General features: G+C 70.9%; 22 protein-coding genes. 6 read left to right on the forward strand and 16 right to left on the reverse strand.

Annotation, left to right across the window (positions count from 1 at the left end; all coding sequences use genetic code 11):
• On the forward strand, nt 1-222 hold a 222-nt coding region (locus AC1DU4_RS21775), incomplete at its 5' end, for an HNH endonuclease signature motif containing protein (RefSeq protein ID WP_477843371.1).
• 205 nt (nt 223-427) lie between these two features.
• Here the strand turns inward: AC1DU4_RS21775 and AC1DU4_RS21780 are convergent.
• From AC1DU4_RS21780 to dxr, 6 genes are all read right to left on the reverse strand, one after another.
• Entirely contained in the window at nt 428-1,150 is a 723-nt protein-coding gene (locus tag AC1DU4_RS21780) for a hypothetical protein (RefSeq protein WP_477843373.1), read from the reverse strand.
• 47 nt (nt 1,151-1,197) lie between these two features.
• The gene (locus AC1DU4_RS21785; RefSeq protein WP_477843375.1) at nt 1,198-3,009 is read right to left on the reverse strand and encodes a penicillin-binding transpeptidase domain-containing protein; all 1,812 of its coding nucleotides are present in this window, start codon (nt 3,007-3,009) and stop codon (nt 1,198-1,200) included.
• 90 nt (nt 3,010-3,099) lie between these two features.
• Entirely contained in the window at nt 3,100-3,936 is an 837-nt protein-coding gene (locus AC1DU4_RS21790; RefSeq protein WP_477843377.1) for a GNAT family N-acetyltransferase, read from the reverse strand.
• Nucleotides 3,937-4,001: 65 nt separating this feature from the next.
• Nucleotides 4,002-5,159, reverse strand: a complete 1,158-nt coding sequence (gene ispG / locus AC1DU4_RS21795; protein ID WP_477843379.1) for a flavodoxin-dependent (E)-4-hydroxy-3-methylbut-2-enyl-diphosphate synthase — start codon at nt 5,157-5,159, stop codon at nt 4,002-4,004.
• 44 nt (nt 5,160-5,203) lie between these two features.
• Nucleotides 5,204-6,430: a M50 family metallopeptidase gene (locus tag AC1DU4_RS21800; RefSeq protein WP_477843381.1), complete on the reverse strand. Its 1,227-nt coding sequence runs from the start codon at nt 6,428-6,430 to the stop codon at nt 5,204-5,206.
• Nucleotides 6,431-6,437: 7 nt separating this feature from the next.
• Nucleotides 6,438-7,595 (reverse strand): 1-deoxy-D-xylulose-5-phosphate reductoisomerase, encoded by a 1,158-nt coding sequence (dxr, locus tag AC1DU4_RS21805; RefSeq protein ID WP_477843383.1) that lies wholly within the window; start codon nt 7,593-7,595, stop codon nt 6,438-6,440.
• A gap of 123 nt (nt 7,596-7,718) precedes the next feature.
• Between dxr and AC1DU4_RS21810 the strand changes: the two genes are divergently transcribed.
• Together AC1DU4_RS21810 and AC1DU4_RS21815 are read left to right on the forward strand one after the other, a co-directional pair.
• The gene (locus AC1DU4_RS21810) at nt 7,719-8,072 is read left to right on the forward strand and encodes a zinc ribbon domain-containing protein YjdM (RefSeq protein ID WP_477843384.1); all 354 of its coding nucleotides are present in this window, start codon (nt 7,719-7,721) and stop codon (nt 8,070-8,072) included.
• Between the two features lie 75 nt (nt 8,073-8,147).
• Nucleotides 8,148-8,417, forward strand: coding sequence for a DUF2631 domain-containing protein (locus AC1DU4_RS21815; protein WP_477843386.1), 270 nt, complete (start codon nt 8,148-8,150; stop codon nt 8,415-8,417).
• Nucleotides 8,418-8,507: 90 nt separating this feature from the next.
• On the opposite strand, the gene rlmN is transcribed toward AC1DU4_RS21815, so the two are convergent.
• Nucleotides 8,508-9,617: a dual-specificity RNA methyltransferase RlmN gene (gene rlmN / locus AC1DU4_RS21820; RefSeq protein ID WP_477843388.1), complete on the reverse strand. Its 1,110-nt coding sequence runs from the start codon at nt 9,615-9,617 to the stop codon at nt 8,508-8,510.
• 93 nt (nt 9,618-9,710) lie between these two features.
• On the opposite strand from rlmN, the gene AC1DU4_RS21825 reads away from it, so the two are divergent.
• Together AC1DU4_RS21825 and AC1DU4_RS21830 are read left to right on the forward strand one after the other, a co-directional pair.
• The gene (locus AC1DU4_RS21825) at nt 9,711-10,115 is read left to right on the forward strand and encodes a lipopolysaccharide assembly protein LapA domain-containing protein (RefSeq protein WP_477843390.1); all 405 of its coding nucleotides are present in this window, start codon (nt 9,711-9,713) and stop codon (nt 10,113-10,115) included.
• Between the two features lie 3 nt (nt 10,116-10,118).
• A complete protein-coding gene (locus AC1DU4_RS21830; RefSeq protein WP_477843392.1) occupies nt 10,119-11,027 on the forward strand; it encodes a cation efflux transmembrane domain-containing protein in 909 nt (302 codons plus the stop codon).
• Nucleotides 11,028-11,033: 6 nt separating this feature from the next.
• Here the strand turns inward: AC1DU4_RS21830 and AC1DU4_RS21835 are convergent, their stop codons facing one another.
• From AC1DU4_RS21835 to rpsB, 8 genes are all read right to left on the reverse strand, one after another.
• Nucleotides 11,034-12,398 (reverse strand): MFS transporter, encoded by a 1,365-nt coding sequence (locus AC1DU4_RS21835; protein ID WP_477843394.1) that lies wholly within the window; start codon nt 12,396-12,398, stop codon nt 11,034-11,036.
• 32 nt (nt 12,399-12,430) lie between these two features.
• The gene (locus AC1DU4_RS21840; protein WP_477843396.1) at nt 12,431-13,603 is read right to left on the reverse strand and encodes an alpha-galactosidase; all 1,173 of its coding nucleotides are present in this window, start codon (nt 13,601-13,603) and stop codon (nt 12,431-12,433) included.
• A gap of 132 nt (nt 13,604-13,735) precedes the next feature.
• Nucleotides 13,736-14,461 (reverse strand): class I SAM-dependent methyltransferase, encoded by a 726-nt coding sequence (locus AC1DU4_RS21845; protein WP_477843398.1) that lies wholly within the window; start codon nt 14,459-14,461, stop codon nt 13,736-13,738.
• Between the two features lie 4 nt (nt 14,462-14,465).
• Nucleotides 14,466-15,338: a phosphatidate cytidylyltransferase gene (locus AC1DU4_RS21850; RefSeq protein WP_477843400.1), complete on the reverse strand. Its 873-nt coding sequence runs from the start codon at nt 15,336-15,338 to the stop codon at nt 14,466-14,468.
• Between the two features lie 5 nt (nt 15,339-15,343).
• Nucleotides 15,344-15,901 (reverse strand): ribosome recycling factor, encoded by a 558-nt coding sequence (frr, locus tag AC1DU4_RS21855; RefSeq protein WP_072846324.1) that lies wholly within the window; start codon nt 15,899-15,901, stop codon nt 15,344-15,346.
• A gap of 55 nt (nt 15,902-15,956) precedes the next feature.
• Entirely contained in the window at nt 15,957-16,700 is a 744-nt protein-coding gene (gene pyrH, locus AC1DU4_RS21860) for a UMP kinase (RefSeq protein ID WP_072846323.1), read from the reverse strand.
• A gap of 203 nt (nt 16,701-16,903) precedes the next feature.
• Entirely contained in the window at nt 16,904-17,728 is an 825-nt protein-coding gene (gene tsf, locus AC1DU4_RS21865; protein ID WP_477843403.1) for a translation elongation factor Ts, read from the reverse strand.
• A 101-nt stretch (nt 17,729-17,829) separates the two neighbouring features.
• Nucleotides 17,830-18,726, reverse strand: coding sequence for a 30S ribosomal protein S2 (rpsB, locus tag AC1DU4_RS21870; protein ID WP_477843405.1), 897 nt, complete (start codon nt 18,724-18,726; stop codon nt 17,830-17,832).
• A 284-nt stretch (nt 18,727-19,010) separates the two neighbouring features.
• On the opposite strand from rpsB, the gene AC1DU4_RS21875 reads away from it, so the two are divergent.
• Nucleotides 19,011-19,487, forward strand: a complete 477-nt coding sequence (locus AC1DU4_RS21875; RefSeq protein ID WP_477843406.1) for a M23 family metallopeptidase — start codon at nt 19,011-19,013, stop codon at nt 19,485-19,487.
• A gap of 12 nt (nt 19,488-19,499) precedes the next feature.
• Here the strand turns inward: AC1DU4_RS21875 and AC1DU4_RS21880 are convergent, their stop codons facing one another.
• On the reverse strand, nt 19,500-20,450 hold the full coding sequence (locus tag AC1DU4_RS21880; RefSeq protein WP_477843408.1) for a tyrosine recombinase XerC: 951 nt from the start codon (nt 20,448-20,450) through the stop codon (nt 19,500-19,502).
• Nucleotides 20,451-20,460 lie beyond the last annotated feature (10 nt).

Consider the following 20,460-nt stretch of genomic DNA (forward strand, 5'->3'; position numbering starts at 1 on the left):
TGGACCGACGCCCACCATATTTGGCACTGGTCCAAGGGTGGTCCGACAGCGCTGTCGAACCTGGTGCTGCTGTGCAAGAAGCACCACACGATCATCCACAAGAACCACTGGGCGGTGGCCATCGGCGACGACGGCCACCCGTGGTTCACACCACCGGCGTGGGTCGACCCGGCGCGAAGACCACGGCCGGCCTACAACCGGCGCACCATCGACACGGCCTGACCCGCAGGCACAGGCCCCACCCCGTCACCCAGCAAAGACCTGCACCACCACAACCGGWCCGCGCTGTCCTGGGTGAGGTTGAGGCGCAGTGCGGCGCCGGCACTACGCTTCGATCGAGCACTCCCCCGCAGCGTCCGTCACCCAGCGTCCGTCACCCAGCGTCCCTCGCCCAGGCGCCCGTCACCGCAGCGCCCACCCCCCGCCGTCACCGACCCCTGCGGCGCCCGAACCAGCGCCTCCGGCGAAACAGCTCGTCGGCCATCGGGGCGTCTACCTCGGCGATGCGGAGGTCCGCCTCCGGCCCGCACCCGGAGATCCCCACGTGGCGGACCGACACGCACACTCCTGTCTGCAGATCGAGTCGGACCACCGAGTCCGCCGTCGGCACCCACGGGTCCGGATCGAGTTCACCGTTTCCGCTGAGCAGAGCGCAGCACGAGCACCGCGGCTCGTACTCCCCCGTCGGCCGTACCGTCGCCTCCCACGCGGGCCTGCCGTAGTGCTCCACCGCCGCCACCTCACCTATCTCGACACCCGCCGCAAGTTCCGCGGGATCGAGCAGTGCGACCCAGAAGTAGTCGTCGTGGAACGGCTCGTCGTAGTCGATGCCGATCCCGTCGGGTCGCTCGAGAACCAATCCGTCTGCGCCGTACACGGGTTCGACGTCCGTCGGCCAGACCCGCGTGACGCGCTCGCCGCCACCTTCCGAGTACCGCACCGCCGGCGACGTCATCGCATTGACGCCGTCGGTGGTGCGCAGCACCGCTCCGGACCGGTCCTCCACCCGCAGCCGATCGGGTCGCCGGATCCACGCGTGCTCCACCTCACCGGACCGGTCCAGCTCGAACTCGAGCGTGGACCAGCGCCAGGGCGAGGAGCGAGCGAGCGCACGGAACGCCTCCGGTCGGGGAACGAGTTCATCGGACATGGCCACCAGCGTGACCGTCGATGCCCTTCATGTCGAACGGGTTTCGCTCAGTACCCGGCCGGCAACGCCACGAGCATGTCCCGGGTCACCGCGACCGCGTTGTCGGAGCTGCCGCCCCGCACCACCAGCGTCGCGAAAGCGAGATCGCCCCGGTAGCCGACGAACCAGGCGTGCGAGCCGCCGTCGACCTCTGCCTCCCCCGTCTTGCCGTACACCTCGCCCTGGTCGGCGATCCGCTCGGCGGTTCCGCTGGTGACCACCTCGCGCATCATCCCGCGCAGACCGTCGACCATCGCGGGGCTGATCTCCGGGTGCGCCCCGGAGATCGTGGTCTCCTCGCCGACGATCAACTGCGGCACCGGCGTCGACCCGTGCGCGACGGTGGACGCCGCCAGCGCCATCCCGAAGGTGCTCACCACCACCTTGCCCTGGCCGAAGCCGTCCTCGGTGCGCTGCACCAGGTCCGAGGCCGGCGGCACCGAACCGGAGTCGGTGGGCAGCCCGGCGACGGTGTAGTCGGGGCCGACGCCGAACTTCGCGGCGGCCACCGTCAACGCGTCGGGCGTCATCTCGCTGGCCAACTTCGCGAAGGTGGTGTTGCAGGACCGCGCGAACGCGGTGCTCATCGACACCGTGCCCAGCGCAAACTCGTTGTAATTGGGCACCGTTCGCTCGCCGATCTCGATCCGGCCCGGGCAGCCGACCATGCTGCCGGGCTGGGCCAGTCCGTTGTCGATCGCCGCGCCCGCAGTGATGATCTTGAAAGTGGAGCCCGGCGGGTACAGGCCCGTCGACGCCACCGGCCCGTCACGGTCGGCGGCCTTGTTCTGCGCGACCGCCAGGATCGCGCCGGTCGAGGGCTGCATCACCACCATCATCGCCTGGTCGGGCCGGGCGTCGACGGCGTTCTGCGCGGCCACCTGGACGGGACGGTCCAGGGTCACCGAAAACGACGGCACCGGTTGGGGTTTGCTCTCGGTGAGCACGTCGATGTCGACGCCGTTCTTGTTCACGGTGACGACGCTCCAGCCGGCCTTGCCGTCCACCTCGTCGATCACCCGCTTCTTGACCTGGCCGATCAGGTCGGGCGCGAACGTCCGGTCGGTGGCGACCAGGTCCGCCTCCTCGACCACCGAGACGCCCGGCATCCCGGCCAGCGCCGCCGCGACGGACTCGTAGTCGTCCTGACGCAGGGTCATCACCGGGTAGACCCCCTTGACCGCGGTCGCCGACTCCACCAGCGACTGGGCGGTGAGGGTCTTGTCGAACGGCGCGAGTGTCGCCGCCAGCGCGGCCCCGACCGAGCCCACGTCGCCGGCCTCCCGCGGGTTGAATCCGATCCGCATGGTCGTGCCCGGCACCAGCACGTCCGAGCCCGCCCGCTCGTTGACCCGGGCCCGCGGCGCCGGGGTGGCCCGCAGCGACATCGTCTGGGTGTCGCCCAGTTTCGGGTGAATGTCGGTCGCGCTCCAACGCACCCCCCACTGCCCGTCCCGGCGGCCCATCTGCAGTTCGCCGGTGTAGGTCCAGACCCGCTCCTTGGGCAGGTGCCACTCGTAGGTGTAGCCGACGGTGGCGGTGTCCCCGTTCACCCGGACAGTCCCGGTCGACGCGGTGAGCGATTCCGCCTGCAGGTTCTCCCATGCCGAGTCGAGGGCCGCCTGCGCGGCGTCCGGACGGTCGGAGAGGTCCGCCGCGCGGCCGGTGTCGCGTTCCGCGACGGCGGTGAGGAACTGCTGTGCCACCGGTTCGGGCCCGGCCGGCTTGGGCGTGCAGGCTGCGAGGCCGACGGCAAGGGCCCCCGTCACGACCAGGACGACGGGCGGACGGAGGCGGCGGCGGACGGCTCGGGAGATCATCGGTGCCCATCCTAGGGGTGGGCCGACGGCGACAGGGCAAGGCGCGCATGGCCCGTCACCGGGGGACCCCACCGCCCGGGCCGGGCGGCGTCAGTCCATCAGGATGGTGGCGAACGTGGCCACCTGGCTGAACCCGACCCGGTCGTAGGTCTGCCGGGCCGCCCGGTTGAAGCTGTTCACGTACAGGCTCGCGATCCGACCCGAGTCGACGACGGCCTGCGAGACCGCCGCGGTGCCCGCGCCGCCGAACCCCTGACCGCGGAACCGCGGATGCACCCACACGCCCTGGATCTGGCCGACCTGCGCGGACATCGACCCGACCTCGGCCTTGAAGATCACCTTGCCGCCCTCGAACCGAGCCCACGCCCGCCCGGACGCGATCAGCCCGGCGACCCGGCGACGGTAGCCGCGGCCGCCGTCGCTGGCGCGGGGATCGATGCCGACCTCCTCGATGAACATCGCGACGGCGGCCACCAGGTAGGCGTCGAGCTCGTCCATCCGCACCAGCCGCACCCGCGGGTCCGGCGCGATCGCCGGCGGCCCCGCCAGCGCGAGCAGTGGCTGCTCGGCGCGAACCTCCCGGGCCGGCCCCCAGTCCGCCTCGAGCATCTCCCACAGCGGCATCGTCAGCTCGGCGCGGCCGACCAGCGAGGAACACATCCGCGGCACCCGGCAGGCGCGGTCGGCGAACGCCCGCAGGTCGCTCAGGTTGCCGCGCAGCGGCACCAGGTTCGCGCCGGAGAAGCACAGCGACTCCGCGGGCCCGCCACGGCTCCACAGCTCCCCGTTGATGGCGCGCGGCTCCACGCCGAGGTCCTGCACCCGAGCCGCGACCATGCATGTCGCGATCGGGTCGGCGTCGAGCACCTGCAGCACGTCGGCGCGGTCCCGCGTGCCGAGCTGCCTGGCACCGAGCAGTTTGAGCACCCAGTCACCCCCGGGTCCGTCGGAAAAATCGAGTGGACGTGTGACGCCCACCATACGGTGCTGTCCTAGCTGACGGTCACGACCGGCGTACCCGAGTCGGAACCGTCACCCATTTCCTCGGCAATGCGCATCGCCTCCTCGATCAGCGTCTCCACGATCTTCGCCTCGGGCACAGTCTTGATGACCTTGCCCTTGACGAAGATCTGTCCCTTGCCGTTGCCGGACGCGACGCCGAGGTCCGCCTCGCGGGCCTCACCCGGACCGTTGACGACGCAGCCCATCACGGCGACGCGCAGCGGGATGTCCATGCCCTCGAGCCCGGCCGTCACCTCGTCGGCGAGGGTGTAGACGTCCACCTGCGCCCGCCCGCAGGACGGGCAGGAGACGATCTCGAGCTTGCGCGGCCGCAGGTTCAGCGACTGGAGGATCTGGGTGCCGACCTTGATCTCCTCGGCGGGCGGCGCGGAGAGCGAGACGCGGATGGTGTCGCCGATGCCCTCGGCCAGCAGTGCCCCGAAGGCGACCGCGGACTTGATGGTGCCCTGGAACGCCGGACCCGCCTCGGTCACCCCGAGGTGCAGCGGGTAGTCGCACTTGGCGGCCAGCTGGCGGTACGCCTCGACCATGACCACCGGGTCGTTGTGCTTGACGGAGATCTTGATGTCACCGAAGCCGTGCTCCTCGAACAGGCCGGCCTCCCACAGCGCGGACTCGACCAGCGCCTCCGGGGTGGCCTTGCCGTACTTGGCCATCAGCCGCGGGTCCAGCGAGCCGGCGTTGACGCCGATGCGGATCGGGATGCCCGCGTCGCCCGCCGCCTTCGCGACCTCCGCGACCCGGCCGTCGAACTCCTTGATGTTGCCGGGGTTCACCCGCACCGCGGCGCAGCCGGCGTCGATGGCCGCGAAGATGTAGCGCGGCTGGAAGTGGATGTCCGCGATGACCGGGATCTGGCTCTTCTTCGCGATGGTCGCGAGCGCGTCGGCGTCCTCCTGGCGGGGGCACGCGACGCGGACGATGTCGCAGCCCGACGCGGTGAGCTCGGCGATCTGCTGCAGGGTCGCGTTGATGTCGTGAGTCTTGGTGGTGCACATCGACTGCACCGAAACCGGCGACTCGCTGCCGACGCCGACGTTGCCGACCTTGAGCTGGCGGGTCTGGCGGCGGGGCGCGAGCACTGCGGCCGGGCCGGCGGGCATGCCCAGTCCAACGGGGCTAGTCACGGGGTGTGCCTTCTTTCGTCGCTACAGGAAAAGTCTAGTTCTTGTCAGAAGATCTTGATCGGGTTGACGATGTCCGCGGTGAGCGTGAGCAGCATGAATGCGCCGCCGAGGACGATGACCACGTAGGTCAGCGGCATCAGTTTCGCGTAGTCCACCGGCCCGCCGGCGGGCAGCCCACGGCGGAACCGGAATGCGTTGCGGATCTTCTCGTAGATCGCGACCGCCATGTGCCCGCCGTCGAGCGGGAGCAGCGGCACCAGGTTGAAGATGCCGAGGAAGAAGTTCAGCGTCGCCAGCAGCAGGACGAAGGTCTCCCAGTTGCTGGCCTCGGCGGCCTGACCGCCGATCACCGAGGCGCCGACCACGCTCACCGGGGTGTCAAGTCCGCGCTCGCCGCCGGTGACGGCCGTCCAGAGGTCGACGACCTTGCTCGGCATCTGCACCAGGCCCTCCACGCTGCGCGCGAAGATGTCGCCGGTGAAGTCCGCGACGGCCGGGACGGCCGCCACCGCCGAGTACTTCACCAGCGGCGGCGGCGCCTTGATGCCGATCGCGCCGACCTCCTGGGAGATCGGCGGCCGGGGCGCGGCCTCGGTCGACGCCGGGTCGTTGACCCAGCGCTGGGCCTGCTGGACCTGCACCGGGACGCTGACCGTCCGCCCGTCGCGGTCGACGGTGAACTCAGCGGTCCCGGTCAGCGGCTGGGTCGCCAGCACCACGTCCCGGAAGGTGGAAGTGGGTGTCCCGTTCACGGCGATCACGACGTCGCCCGGTTCGATGCCCGCGGCCTGCGCCGGTCCGACCCCGTCACACTCCGCGAGCGCGAAGTCGGGCCCGGGGCCCTGGCTGGGAGAGACACAGGTGACGCCGTCCACGACGGCCCGCGTCTCGGGGTTCGGCAGGCCCCAGCCCATCGCCAGCACGAAGACCAGCACGGTGCCGAACACGAAGTTCATCACGATGCCGCCGGACATGACGACCAGCCGCTTCCACGTCTTCTGCTTGTACATCGCCCGGTCGACCTCGTCGGGGGCGAGCTCGTCGTGCATGGTCATGCCCGCGATGTCGCAGAACCCGCCGGCCGGGATGGCCTTGAGCCCGTACTCGGTCTCCCCTCGCCGGAAGGAGAAGATCTTCGGCCCGAAGCCGATGTAGTAGCGACGCACCTTCATCCCCAGCGCGCGGGCGGTCCACATGTGGCCGGCCTCGTGCAGCGCGATGGAGACGGTGATGCCGAGTGCGAACAGCACCACTCCCAGTACGAACACCATCTGTGGTCTAGCCCTCCTGCTCGACGAGCTCGTGTGCCCGCGCCCGCGCCCAGCCGTCCGCGGCGAGCACGTCGTCCACGGTAGCCGGTGCGGCGCTCCACCGGTCGCCACCTGCGAGAACGCGTTCGACCGTGCGCACGATCGCCGGGAAGCGCAGCGCGCCGTCCAGGAAGTACTGGGCCGCGACCTCGTTGGCGGCGTTGTACACCGCGGTCAGGCAGCCCCCGGCCTTGCCCGCGGCGCGGGCCAGGTCGACGGCCGGGAAGACCGTGGCGTCCAGGGGTTCGAACGTCCAGGTCGCCGCGGTGGAGAAGTCGCAGGCCGCGGCCGCGCCGGGCACCCGGTCCGGCCAGCCCAGGGCGAGCGCGATCGGCAGCTTCATGTCCGGCGGGCTGGCCTGGGCCAGGGTGGAGCCGTCGGTGAAGGTCGCCATGGAGTGCACGATCGACTGCGGGTGCACGGTGACGTCGATGCGGTCGTAGTCGATGCCGAACAGCAGGTGGGTCTCGATCAGCTCGAGCCCCTTGTTGACCAGGGTGGCGGAGTTCAGCGTGTTCATCGGGCCCATCGACCAGGTCGGGTGCGCCCCGGCCTGCTCGGGGGTCACTGCCTCGAGCGCGTCGGCGGTCCAACCGCGGAACGGTCCGCCGGAGGCGGTGAGCACCAGCCGGTCCACCTCGTCGGCGCGACCGCCGCGCAGGCACTGCGCGAGCGCCGAGTGCTCGGAGTCGACCGGCACGATCTGCCCGGGCGCCGCGGCGGCCGTCACCAACGGACCGCCCGCGACCAACGACTCCTTGTTCGCCAGCGCGAGCCGGGCACCGGAGGCGAGGGCGGCCAGGGTCGGCGCGAGGCCGAGGGAGCCGACCAGCGCGTTGAGCACCACGTCGGCCGGCGTCTCGCGGACCAGTTCGGTGACCGCGTCGGGGCCGCTGAGCACCCCGGGCAGGTCGAGTCGCGCGGCGGCGGCCGGGTCGGCGACGGCCACCCGGGTGACGCCGGTGGCGCGGATCTGCGCGGCCAGCAGGTCGATGTTGCCGCCGCCCGCGGCGAGACCGACCACCTCGAACTTGTCGGGGTTGGCGGCGATCACCTCGAGAGCCTGGGTGCCGATGGAGCCGGTGCTGCCCAGCAGCAGGACGCGAGTCGGTTGGTTGTCAGCCACGCGTCCATTGTTCCTGACGGAGCCTGAGAGAATTACACAGGTGCGCACAGGATTCCCCACCCACGTCGGCGGGGAGCGCTTCGGTGCGACCTCTCCCCCGCCGCCTCCCCTACGATGACCCGCATGGACGAGACCCTGCCGCCCTGCCCCCAGTGCTCCTGCGAGTACACCTACGAGATGGGCGCCCTGCTGGTCTGCCCGGAGTGCGCGCACGAGTGGGCGCCTGCCGCCGACGACGCCACGGACGACGCCGGCGACGGGGTGGTCCGCGACGCGGTGGGCAACGTCCTCGCCGACGGCGACACGGTCACCGTGGTCAAGACCCTCAAGGTCAAGGGCAGCCCGACCGGCATCAAGGCGGGCACCAAGGTGCGCAACATCCGCCTGGTGAACGGCGTCGGCGATCACGACATCGACTGCAAGGTCGACGGCATCGGTCCGATGCAGCTCAAGTCCAGTGTGGTCAAGAAGGTCTGACCCAGCTAGGTACGACGCCCGGTCGTATGCCACGATATGCACACACGCACACCCGTACGATCAGGAGGATCGACCGTGGCCGCCACCGAGCTGGACCCCAGCGTCAACGAGCCCCTCGTCGCCGCACACGTCGACACCGCAGAAGTTCCGTCCGCAGCCTGGGGCTGGAGCGGCGAGGCGCCGCGGCTGTTCCGTTTCCTCGGCTGGTTCTTCGCCGCGTTCCTGCTCCTGTACACAATCGGCAACCACGAGGGCAAGGTCGAGGACCTCTGGCTCGTCGGCATTTCCGCCTTCATGGTGTTCCTGCTGGTCCGTGACATCCTGCAGCGCCGCAAGCCGCGGTAGCGACCAAGACACAAACGACTGCGGCCGCGCGGTTCCCCTCGGGGAACTGCGCGGCCGCAGTCGTTGCATTCGGTGCCGCGGGAGGCGGCGTCAGTTCTCGGCGGCGAGCTGCCCGCAGGCGGCGGCGATCTCCTGGCCGCGGGTGTCGCGGACGGTGCAGGAGACGCCCTGCGCGATGACCCGGCGCACGAACTCACGCTCGACGTCCTTGGGGCTGGCGTCCCACTTGCTGCCCGGCGTCGGGTTCAACGGGATCAGGTTCACGTGCACCCGCGAGCCCAGCGCCTTGTGCAGCTTCTTGCCGAGCAGGTCGGCCCGCCACGGCTGGTCGTTGATGTCGCGGATCAGCGCGTACTCGATGGACACCCGGCGCCCGGTCTGGTCGGCGTAGTACTTCGCCGCGTCGAGCACCTCGGCGACGGTCCACCGGTTGTTCACCGGGACCAGGGTGTCGCGCAGCTCGTCGTCCGGAGTGTGCAGCGACACCGCGAGCGTCACCGACAGGCCCTCGTCGGCCAGCTTGCGGATCGCCGGTGCCAGGCCCACGGTGGAGACGGTGACCGAGCGCTGCGAGAGCCCGAGGCCCTCGGGCGCGGGCGAGGTGATCCGGCGCACCGCCGCCACCACCCGCTTGTAGTTGGCCAGCGGCTCGCCCATACCCATGAAGACCACGTTGGACAGGCGTCCCTCGCCGCCGGCGACCTCGCCGTCTCGCATCGCGGCGGCCGCCGCACGCACCTGGTCGACGATCTCCGCGGTAGACAGGTTCCGGGTCAGGCCGGCCTGACCGGTCGCGCAGAACGGGCAGGCCATGCCGCAACCGGCCTGGCTGGAGATGCACAGCGTCGCCCGGTCCGGGTAGCGCATCAGGACGCTCTCGAGGAGCGTGCCGTCGTTCGCCTTCCACAACGTCTTGCGGGTGGTCCCCTCGTCGCAGGCGACGTGCTTGACCGGGGTGAGCAGCGTCGGGAACAGCGCCGACCCGACCTTCTCCCGCACGGCGGCGGGCAGGTCGGTCATCTTCTCCGCGTCCGCCTCCAGCCTGGCGTAGTACTGGCGGGCCAACTGGTCGGCGCGGAATGCGGGAAGTCCGAGTTCCTTGACGGCCTCGCGGCGACCCTCCGCGTCGAGGTCGGCGAGATGCGTGGGCGGCATGCCTCGGCGCGGGGCATTGAACACGAGCGGGACTGGAACAGACATAGTGTCTCCCAGTGTCCCATCCCCCGGCCGCGACATGCGAATTCCCGGCGAGATGAGCGTGCAATCACACATCCGGTGCGTGATGATGTGGCCATGGCACAGACCGAAGGACCCGGCCCGGACCCTCGACTCGGCCCGACCGACGACACCCCCGAGCCGGCCCCGGCGGCGCCCGAGCCGGCATCGGAGCGGCCCCCGTCGGTGACGCCTGAAGAGGCCGCACTCGACCGGCACACCAGCCTCGGGCACACCAAGGCCGCCGCCACCTGGACCGGCCTGGTCATCGGCGCACTGGTGCTGGTGCTGCTGCTGGTGTTCATCCTGCAGAACCTCGACCAGGTGACGCTCAACGTGTTCGTGTGGGAATTCTCGCTGCCGCTCGGGGTCAGCCTGCTGCTCGCCGCCATCGCGGGCGCGCTGATCATGGCCCTCGCCGGCGGGGTGCGCATCGCGCAGATCCGCCGCATCGCCAAGAAGTCCCGTACCGCGGCGCGCTGACCGTTGGCATCCACCTCCGACGCCGCGAGGCGGGAACAGTCGGTCCTGCGGGTCTGCCTGGCGGCGTCCGCCGGCCTCGCCGCCCTCGCCGTCTGCTGGGGCCTGGTCTCCGGCTCGCAGGTCATCCTCCTCGACGGCGCCTACGCCCTGATCGGGATGGGCCTGACGTGGCTCTCGCTGGTGACGTCCCGGGTGGCGGCCTCGGGGCCGACGGCCCGGTACCCGTTCGGCCGCGAGTCGCTCACGCCGGTGGTCGTGGTGGTCCAGTGCCTCGCCCTGTTCGGCACCCTCGCCTACGCGGCGGCCGAGTCGGTCCGGGTGATCCTCGACGGCGGCGGCGAGGTCGCCGGCGGCTCCCTGCTCGGCTACGGCCTGGTCACCGCCGTGCTGTCGGCGACCGCCTACCTCTACGTCCGCGCCGCGGCCCGCGGGTCCGACCTGCTCGGCGCGGAGGCCCGCGGCTGGCTGTCCGGGACGGTGTTCAGCGCGGTGATCGCCGTCGGCGGCGTCGTGGTGATGGTCCTGCAGCGCACGGCCTGGTCCGACGCGGACCGCTACGTCGACTCGGTGCTGGTGTTGGTCACCTGCGCGCTGCTGCTGCCCCAGCCGGTCACGATGCTGCGGTCGGCGATGGTCGAGATCCTCGAGGGCGCACCGACGGACGCCGTGCAGGAACCCGTGCACCGCGCGATCGCCGAGGTCCGCGCGACGTTCGACCTGCCCGAGCCGGAGACCTCGATCAGCAAGGTCGGCCGCAAGATGTACGTCGAGGTGGTCTTCCTCGACCCGCCCGGCCTGTGGGAGATCACGGACGAGGACGCGGTGCGCCGCGCCCTGATCGGGCGGCTGAAGGAACTGCCGTACGAGCTGTGGGTGAACGTGGAGCTGACCACCGACCCCGAACTGGTGTGACCGGGCTCAGGCCACGCCCTTGATCCGGTAGACGAGTACCCCGGCGAGCACCGACAGCGCCCCGGAGAGCAGGTAGAGACCGGTGTAGCCGCCGAGGGAGTTCACCATGACCGCCGCGACGACCGGCGAGAGCACGTTCGGCAGCGCGATCGCCAGGTTGATGATGCCGATGTCCTTGCCGTTGCTCTCGGCCGCCGGCAGCACCTCCGTCACCAGGGCGAAGTCGACCGAGGTGAACACCCCGGTGCCGAGCCCGAGGATCACCGCCGCCAGCACGGTCACCGGGAAGCTCGGGACGAAGGCCATCAGCAGCGTCGCGACCGAGATGAAGAGGGCCGACGCCGACACGAAGACCCGGCGCCGCCCGACGCGGTCGGAGATGACACCGGCCAGCACCACCGTGACGAAGACCCACAGCGCGTAGACGACGGTGAGGACCAGCACCCCGTCGCTGACCCGGAGCCCGCCACCGGTCGCCGCGTCGTCGCGGGTCAGTCCCACCTCGTCCTGCAGGTAGTAGAAGAGGTAGAACAGCGCCGTCGCGGTGCTCAGGGTGGCGAGGAACCGGGTCAGCCAGGCCCAGCCGAAGTCCGGGTACCGGCGCACGTCCACCCAGTAGCAGGCGAGCAACTCGGCGAACCGGAACGGCGGCCGGTCGACCGGGGCGAGCGGCGGCCGGTCGACCGGGGCGAGCGGCGTCTCCCAGCGCGAGAAGACGAACGGCAGCATCGCCAGGACGCAGGCGGCCGCGCACAGCAGGTACCCCACCGTGATCCCCAGCGGACCCGCCCACACCGCGGTCGCGACGGTGCCGAGAGCGGTGCCGGCGACGACGGCGAGGGTGTAGGCGAATCCGTACCAGCCGGAGACCACGCCGCGCTGGGCGACCGGCACGTGGTCCGGCACCGAGGCCGACAGCGGCGAGATGACCGCGTTGATCGCGGTCTGCATTGCGACCCAGCTGAGCAGCACCGCCGGCAGCGACTGTGCGAACCCGGTGGCCACCAGCCCGGCCGCCACCACCACCATGCCCCCGGCCATCCACGGGGTGCGCCGACCCCAGCGGGAGGCCGTGCGATCGGACAGGGCGCCCCACAGCGGCGTCGACAGGAGCGCGAAGATGCCCGCGACGAAGCCGATGACGGCGAGGTTGGTCTCCTTGCTGGTGGCCGAGAAGAACCACGGCGCACCGTCTGTCAGCCGCTCCACCTGTGGCGACATCAGCACCTGCGTCGGACCCGACCACGCGATGTTGATGCCCACGTACGCGAGGGTGAACATCGTGATCCACCCGCGTGACGCCCGCGTGGTCGGTGCCGCGACGCGCTGCGGCGCGGTGGGCGCGACGGACTCGGGCGGCGAAACGGGCATCGGGGATCCCTTCGGGCGACGGTGTGCCCGCGTCATCCGGACGGGGAACGAACCAGCACCATCTCACGAGACTGCAGCGGCCACATGCCTTTCCGGTCGCGGACCGGGTGCCCGGTCCAGACGTCGATGCTGTCGTCGGCGAGCGGGCACAACACCCYGCCCTCGGGCAGCACCAGCGCGTCGTCGCGGACCTGGAGCGAGACCTCGCGTCGGCCCCGGTTGAGCACCCCGTACGCCACGCCGCCGCTCAGCTCGCGGCGCCACACCTCGACGCGCCCGAACCGTGCGACCCGCTCCCCCTGCCTGCCGAGCGCGTCCTGGGAGATCGCCAGCACCCCGGCATGGGTGAGCAGCCGGCGCGTCTGCTCGGTCATGGTGCGCAGGTCGTTTCCCGCGAACAGCGGCGCCGCCAGCATCGCCCAGAGCATGAGGTGGCTGCGGGACTCCACCTCACCGAGCCCGGGGTTGCCCACCTCGAGCATGTCGGGGTCGTTCCAGCCGCCGGGACCGGCGTACCGGGCCAGGCCGTGCTGACGGTCGACGAGCCGGAGCACCGAGCGCCAGCTCGGACCGATGTCCCCGGTGGTGCGCCACAGGTGCCCGTACTCTCCCGCCCACTCCCACGGCCGGGTCTGGCCGTACTCGGAGATGCTGTAGACGATCGGCCTGCCAGTGTCCGCGAGGGCCGCGGCCATCCGCTCGAAGGCCCCCCGGTGGTCGAGTCCGGTGCCGCCCCGACCGGCCCTGCACCAGTCGTACTTGAGGTAGTCGACGCCCCATCCCGCGAGGGTGTCCGCGTCCAGCTGCTCGTACCCGAAGGATCCGATGTCGCGAGCCGGGTAGCGGTCGTGGATCATCGCGCACGTCTTGCGCCCGGGCGCCAGATAGAGGCCGAACCTCAGTCCGCGGGCGTGGATCTGCTCGCCGAGGGCGGCCATCCCGCTCGGGAACCGTCGGGGGTGCGAGCGCAGCCGGCCGTCGTCGCCGCGGGCGAAGGCCTGCCAGCAGTCGTCGACCACCAGGTACCGGTACCCGGCGTCGCGCATCCCGCTCTCGACCATCGCGTCCGCGGTCGCGAGGACGACCTCCTCGGTCAGGTCGTAGCAACGGAAACGGTTCCAGCTGTTCCAGCCCATCGGCGGGGTGGGCGCGAGGGCCGGGTCCTTGCCCGGCGCCGTCCGCCCCGCGGTGTTGCCTGCACCCACGCCAGACTCCTTGGCACTATGACACTTTCGACGGACCCGTCGGTTCAGGGCGAACAGTAGCGACCAGGCAAGGCCTCCGCGGCCGATGGCCTCAGATTCTCTTCAGCCAGTTCGGCTTCGGGACTTCGGTGCTCAGAGGACAAGGCCGACCGGCGCGCGCCGGGTGTGGATCCGGTAGCCGACCTCGAGCGCCAGCCCGGGCGTCTGCGCGAAGGCCCGCTCCGCGGTGCGTTCGGTGAACTCGATGCCCAGCACCGACCGCATCGCCTCCCGGCTGTCGAACTCCCAGCGGGTCCGCACCCGCACCAGCCCGAAGCCCTGCGCGGCGAAGAACGCCTCCACCTTCGCCGGGTCGTAGTGCGGCAGGTCCGCGCGCATCCACTCGCCGTAGCCGCCGACCGTGGCGTCGAGGTCCACCACGGCGAGGACGCCGCCGGGCCGCAGCACCCGCATCGACTCGACGATCCCGGCGCCGCAGCCGGGGCCGAAGAAGTACGCGGTCCGCGCGTGCACCACGTCGACGCTGTCGTCGGGCAGCGGGATACGTTCGGCGGACCCGGCGAGCACCGTGACGGGCGGCTCGGCGGCGCAGACCCGGCGCAGTGCCAGGTCCACCAACGGGCGGTGCGGCTCGACCCCGGTCACCGACCGGGCGTCGCGCGCGAACTGCGGCAGGTGGAACCCGGCGCCGCAGCCGAGGTCCAGGATGTCGCGTCCGGACCAGTCCGCGACGTCCCGCAGCGCCGCGAAGATCGCGCCGTCCGCGTCCTGTGCCCGGTTCTCCACCTCGTAGATCTCCGGCCAGTGCCAGATGTTGGGGCTGGGGATCGGGCCGGAGCCGGCGCGCGCGGGTCTCATGGCGTCAGAGCAGCGCGGTGAGCACCAGCCACGTCACGAACGCGGACGGCAGCAGCGAGTCCAGCCGGTCCATGATGCCGCCGTGCCCGGGCAGCAGGGTGCCCATGTCCTTGATCCCGAGCTCGCGCTTGACCTGCGACTCGATCAGGTCGCCGAGCGTCGCGACCACCACCAGGAGCGCGCCCAGCAGGGCGCCGGTCAACGGGCTGGCGTCCAGGATGAGGGTGACGGTGAGGATCGAGCCGACCACGGCGAACACCAGCGAGCCGGCGAAGCCCTCCCAGGACTTCTTGGGGCTGATCGCGGGGACCATCGGGTGCCTGCCGAACAGCACGCCGGCCGCGTAGCCGCCGACGTCGGAGCACACCACCCCGATCATCAGCACGAAGATACGGCCGGGTCCGTCGTCCTGCAGCACCATCAGCGTCGCGAACGACGCCAGCAGCGGGATCCAGGCCGCGACGAACACGGTGATCGACACGTCCCGCAGGAAGTTCTGCGGGGCGGCCTTGAGGCCCTGGTCGAACAGCCGCCACACCATGCACACCAGCACGGTGCCCGCGAATCCCGCGAGCACGCCGGTGGCGCCGTAGGGCCAGCCGAGCCAGATGATGGCCTGCCCACCGAGGATCAGCGGGATCCGCGGCACCAGGATGCCGCCCTCACGCAGCCGCTTGGCGACCTCCCAGGTCGCGACGGCCATCGCGGCGCCCACGATGACGAACCAGGCCCGGGGAACGAAGAGCAGGGTGGCGATCAGCAGGGCACCGAGCCCCACCCCGACCCCGATGGCGGCCGGCAGGTTCCGGCCGGCCTTCGAGGGCGGGGCGGTGGCCGCGCCCGCCGAGCCGCCGGGCGCTGAGCCTTCGGTGGACAATGTGCCTAGACCTCCATCAATTCGGCTTCCTTGTGCTTGACCAGCTCGTCGATGCTCGCCACGTACTTGGCGGTCGTCTTGTCGAGCTCCTTCTCGGCGCGGGCGACCTCGTCCTCGCCGGCCTCGCCGTCCTTCTGGATGCGACCCAGCTCCTCCATCGCCTTGCGGCGGATGTTGCGGATGGCAACCTTCGAGTCCTCGCCCTTGCCCTTGGACTGCTTGACCAGCTCGCGGCGCCGCTCCTCGGTGAGCTGCGGGACCGAGATGCGGATGATGCTGCCGTCGTTGGACGGGTTCACCCCGAGGTCCGAGTTGCGGATCGCGTTCTCGATCGCGTTCAGCTGCGAGGCCTCGTACGGCTTGATGATGACCATCCGGGCCTCGGGCACGTTGATGCTCGCGAGCTGGGTGATCGGGGTGATCGAGCCGTAGTAGTCGATCACGATGCGGTTGAACATGCCGGGGTTGGCGCGGCCGGTGCGGATGCCACCGAGGTCGTCCTTGGCCACCGCGACGGCCTTGTCCATCTTCTCCTCGGCATCGAAGAGCGCTTCATCAATCACGGTGTTCCTCCAGGCTCGGCGGGTACGGCGGTGGCATTCACGATGTCACCGAAATTCACGATTTGACCAGTGTTCCGATCTTCTCACCGGCGACCGCGCGGGCGATGTTGCCCTCGGTCAGCAGGTTGAAGACCATGATCGGCATCTGGTTGTCCATGCACAGGCTGAACGCGGTGGCGTCCGCGACCTTGAGGCCCTGCTCGATGACCTCGCGGTGGCTGATCTCGGTGTACATGGTGGCGGCCGGGTCGACCCGGGGGTCCGCGGTGTAGACGCCGTCGACACCCTTCGCCATCAGCACCACCTCGGCGCCGATCTCGAGCGCCCGCTGCGCGGCGGTGGTGTCGGTGGAGAAGTAGGGCATGCCCATGCCGGCGCCGAAGATCACGACGCGGCCCTTCTCCAGGTGCCGACGCGCCCGCAGCGGCAGGTACGGCTCCGCGACCTGGCCCATGGTGATGGCCGTCTGCACGCGGGTGTCGACGCCCGCCTTCTCCAGGAAGTCCTGCAGCGCAAGGCAGTTCATCACGGTGCCGAGCATGCCCATGTAGTCGGAGCGGGCCCGGTCCATGCCGCGCTGCTGCAGTTCCGCACCGCGGAAGAAGTTGCCGCCACCGATGACGACGGCGACCTGGACGCCGGTCGCGACGACCTCGGCGATCTGCTTGGCGATCGTCTGCACGACGTCCGGGTCCAGACCCACCCCACCACCACCGAACATCTCGCCGCCGAGCTTGAGCAGGACACGCGAGAAGCCCTCGCGTCCGGTCGCGGATTCGGTTGGTGCGGGTTCGGTCATGGCTCTCCTCGGTCTCTGTGCCGCGTGGATGGTGCGGCCAGCATGAATCGGCCACCCGCGACCGAATCGGTCGCGGATTGCCTGTCCATCCTGCCTCATCGGCTCCCGACCAGCACTGCCGGGTCGGGTCCGCGTGGCGTACGCGACAGGGCCCCGTCTCCGAAATCGGAGACGGGGCCCTGTCGTTCGTCTGTTGCGCCGAACTAGCTGGCGCCGACCTCGAACCGCGCGAAGCGGGTGATGGTCACGCCGGCCTCGTCGAGAAGCGCCTTGACGGTCTTCTTCGAGTCGGTGACCGAGGACTGCTCGGTCAGGACGACGTCCTTGTAGTAGCCGTTGACGCGACCCTCGACGATCTTGGGGAGTGCAGCCTCGGGCTTGCCCTCCTCCTTGGCCGTCTGCTCGGCGATGCGACGCTCGGCCTCGACGACGTCCGCGGGGACCTCGTCGCGGGTGACGTACTTGGCCTTGAGCGCGGCAACCTGCATCGCGGCGGCGCGAGCGGCGGCCTCGGCGGCCTCGCCCTCACCGGTGTACTCGACCAGCACGCCCACGGCGGGGGGCAGGTCCGAGCTGCGCTTGTGCAGGTAGATCGCGACCGGGCCGTCGAAGGAGACGACACGACGCAGCTCGAGCTTCTCGCCGATCTTGGCGGACAGGGCCGCGACGGCCTCGTCCACGGTGCCACCGTCGACAGCGACGGCCTTGAGGGCGTCGAGGTCGGCCGGCTTGGCGGCGGCGGCCGCGGTGACGACCTTCTCCGCCAGCTCCTGGTACTCGGCGTTCTTGGCGACGAAGTCGGTCTCGCAGTTGAGCTCGAGCATCACGCCGTCCTTGGCGACGACGAGGCCCTCGGCGGTGGTGCGCTCGGCGCGCTTGCCCACGTCCTTGGCGCCCTTGATACGGAGCAGCTCGACGGCCTTGTCGAAGTCGCCGTCGGTCTCGGCGAGCGCGTTCTTGCAGTCCATCATTCCGGAGCCGGTGAGCTCGCGGAGCCGCTTCACGTCAGCGGCGGTGTAGTTCGCCATCGGGGCGAGCCTCCTTGAGTGAGTTTCGATGCCTGGGGTGGTGCAGGGGGCGAAACGGCCCTGACCCAGTCGTTCGAGATGACGGGTCAGGGCCGGATCGACTAGGCCTGCTTTTCGGCGTCCGCGATCTCCGCGGGGGCCTCGGCGAGCTTCTCCTCGGCCTCGGCGACAGCCTCACGCGGGGACTCGGGGCCACCCTCGGTGATGACATCGGCGGCGGGAGCCGCGGAGGAGAGCAGTTCCTGCTCCCACTCGGCGAGCGGCTCGCCTGCGCCGGCCTCGGGCTTGGCGTCGTCGCCCGCGTTGCGTCCGGCGCGCGCCTGGACACCCTCGGCCACCGCGGAAGCGACGACCTTGGTGAGCAGCGCGGCGGAGCGGATCGCGTCGTCGTTACCCGGGATCGGGTAGTCGACCAGGTCGGGATCGCAGTTGGTGTCCAGGATCGCGATGACCGGGATGTTCAGCTTGCGAGCCTCGGAGACCGCGAGGTGCTCCTTGTTGGTGTCGACGACCCAGATGGCCGACGGAACCTTGGCCATGTCCCGGATGCCGCCGAGGGTGCGGTCAAGCTTGGTCATCTCACGCGTGAGCATGAGGATTTCCTTCTTGGTGCGACCCTCGAAGCCACCGCTCTGCTCCATGGCCTCGAGATCCTTGAGGCGCAGCAGACGCTTGTGGACGGTGGTGAAGTTGGTGAGCATGCCACCGAGCCAGCGCTGGTTCACGTACGGCATGCCGACGCGGGTCGCCTCTGCGGCGATGGACTCCTGCGCCTGCTTCTTGGTGCCGACGAAGAGGACGGTGCCGCCGTGGGCAACGGTCTCCTTGACGAACTCGTACGCCTTGTCGATGTACGTGAGGGTCTGCTGCAGGTCGATGATGTAGATGCCGTTGCGGTCCGTCAAGATGAAACGCTTCATCTTCGGGTTCCAGCGACGGGTCTGGTGCCCGAAGTGGGTACCACTGTCGAGCATCTGCTTCATGGTTACGACAGCCATGGCTGTGTACCTCTTTCATTCGGTTGACGCAGGCGGTCGGGTGACCCCTGCCCTGGCGCCCGTAGAACCCTCGGACCTGCACGGGTGCAGGACCAGCCGAGGGCCGATGTTCTTGCGCGGACGCGCGAAGTCGGACTGCGCGAACACAGACCGCGTGGCAAGTGTACGGCTTGGGTCGCGCAGGTCATAACCAGGCGGTCGCGGGCCTGTGGAGGAACCTCCGCCGGTCCACAGGAGGCGGGAACGGGCTTCCGCGGGAGGGCGCGACGGCCGAGCGTGGGGGGATGCGCCTGCTCGCCGTCGTCGGACTCGCCGCCCTGCTCCTGCTCGCCGCGCCTCCCCCGGCTCCCGCGGCGAAGGCGTTCGGCTGGCCGCTGGACCCCCGACCGCCGCTCGGCCGGGGTTTCGACCCGCCCGCGCACGACTGGCTGCCCGGACACCGGGGCGTCGACCTGGTCGGCGAACCGGGCCGGCCGGTGCTCGCCGCGGGCGACGGGACGGTGGTCTTCGCCGGGACGGTCGCGGGCAAGCCGGTGGTGTCGGTGGACCACGCCGGCGGGCTGCGGACCACGTACGAGCCGGTGCGGGCCGCGGTCGCCGTGGGCCGACGGGTCACCCGCGGCACCGTGCTGGGCACCCTCGTGGCCGGCCACCCCGGGTGCGACGGCTGCCTGCACTGGGGGCTGCGCCGGGACCGGACCTACCTCGACCCGCTCGGACTGCTCCGCGCCACGCCGGTGCGCCTCAAGCCGCTGCGGTAGCGGCTCCGCCGGTCAGGCGCGGGGGTGGGCCTGGTCGTGCACGGCCCGCAGGCGCGCCACCGAGACGTGCGTGTACAGCTGGGTGGTGGCCAGGCTGGTGTGCCCGAGCAGCTCCTGCACCACCCTCAGGTCGGCGCCGCCCTCGAGCAGGTGCGTGGCGGCCGAGTGCCGCAGCCCGTGGGGGGCGAGGCTCGGCGCCCCGGGAACGGCCTCGAGCACCTCGTGCACCACCGACCGGGCCTGCCGCTGGTCGAGCCGTCGACCGCGTTTGCCGAGCAGTAGCGCCGGACCCGACTCGGCCCGCACCAGGTGCGGCCGGCCGGCCCGCAGCCAGGCGTCGAGTGCGTCGGCGGCCGGCCCGCCGAAGGGCACCGACCGTTCCTTGTTGCCCTTGCCCAGCACCCGCAGCACCCGGCGGTCCCGGTCGACGTCGTCGAGGTCCAGGCCGCACAGCTCCCCCACCCGGATTCCGGTGGCGTACAGCATCTCCACCACCAGCCGGTCGCGCACCGCGACCGGATCCATCTGCGCCGCACCGGATTCCGCTGCCCGCATCGCATCCTCGGCCTGCTCCTGCCGCAGCACCGCCGGCAACGTCCGGTGCGACTTGGGCGAGGCCAGCCGGGTACCGGGGTCACGGGTGATGCGTCGGGTGCGGGCCAGCCATGCGGTGAAGGTGCGCGCGGCGGCGGTGCGCCGGGCCAGGGTGCTGCGGGCGACGCCGGCGGCCGCCTGGGCGGACAGCCAGGACCGCAGCACCCGCAGGTCCAGGTCCTCGATCCCGTCCTCCGGCGCGGTCGCGACGAAGTGCGCGAGCAGCGAACGGGCGTCGGACAGGTAGGCGCGCACGGTGTGCTCGGAACGGTCCCGCTCGAGCCGCAGATGCTCGGAGTAGGCGTCGAGGTGCGCCGCCAGCCGGGGCGGCAGCTGCTCTGCGGGGTGGTCGCGTGCCTCGGAAGCCATGCCCGAAGAT

The sequence above is a fragment of the Rhodococcus sp. P4_F5 genome, assembly GCF_056401315.1.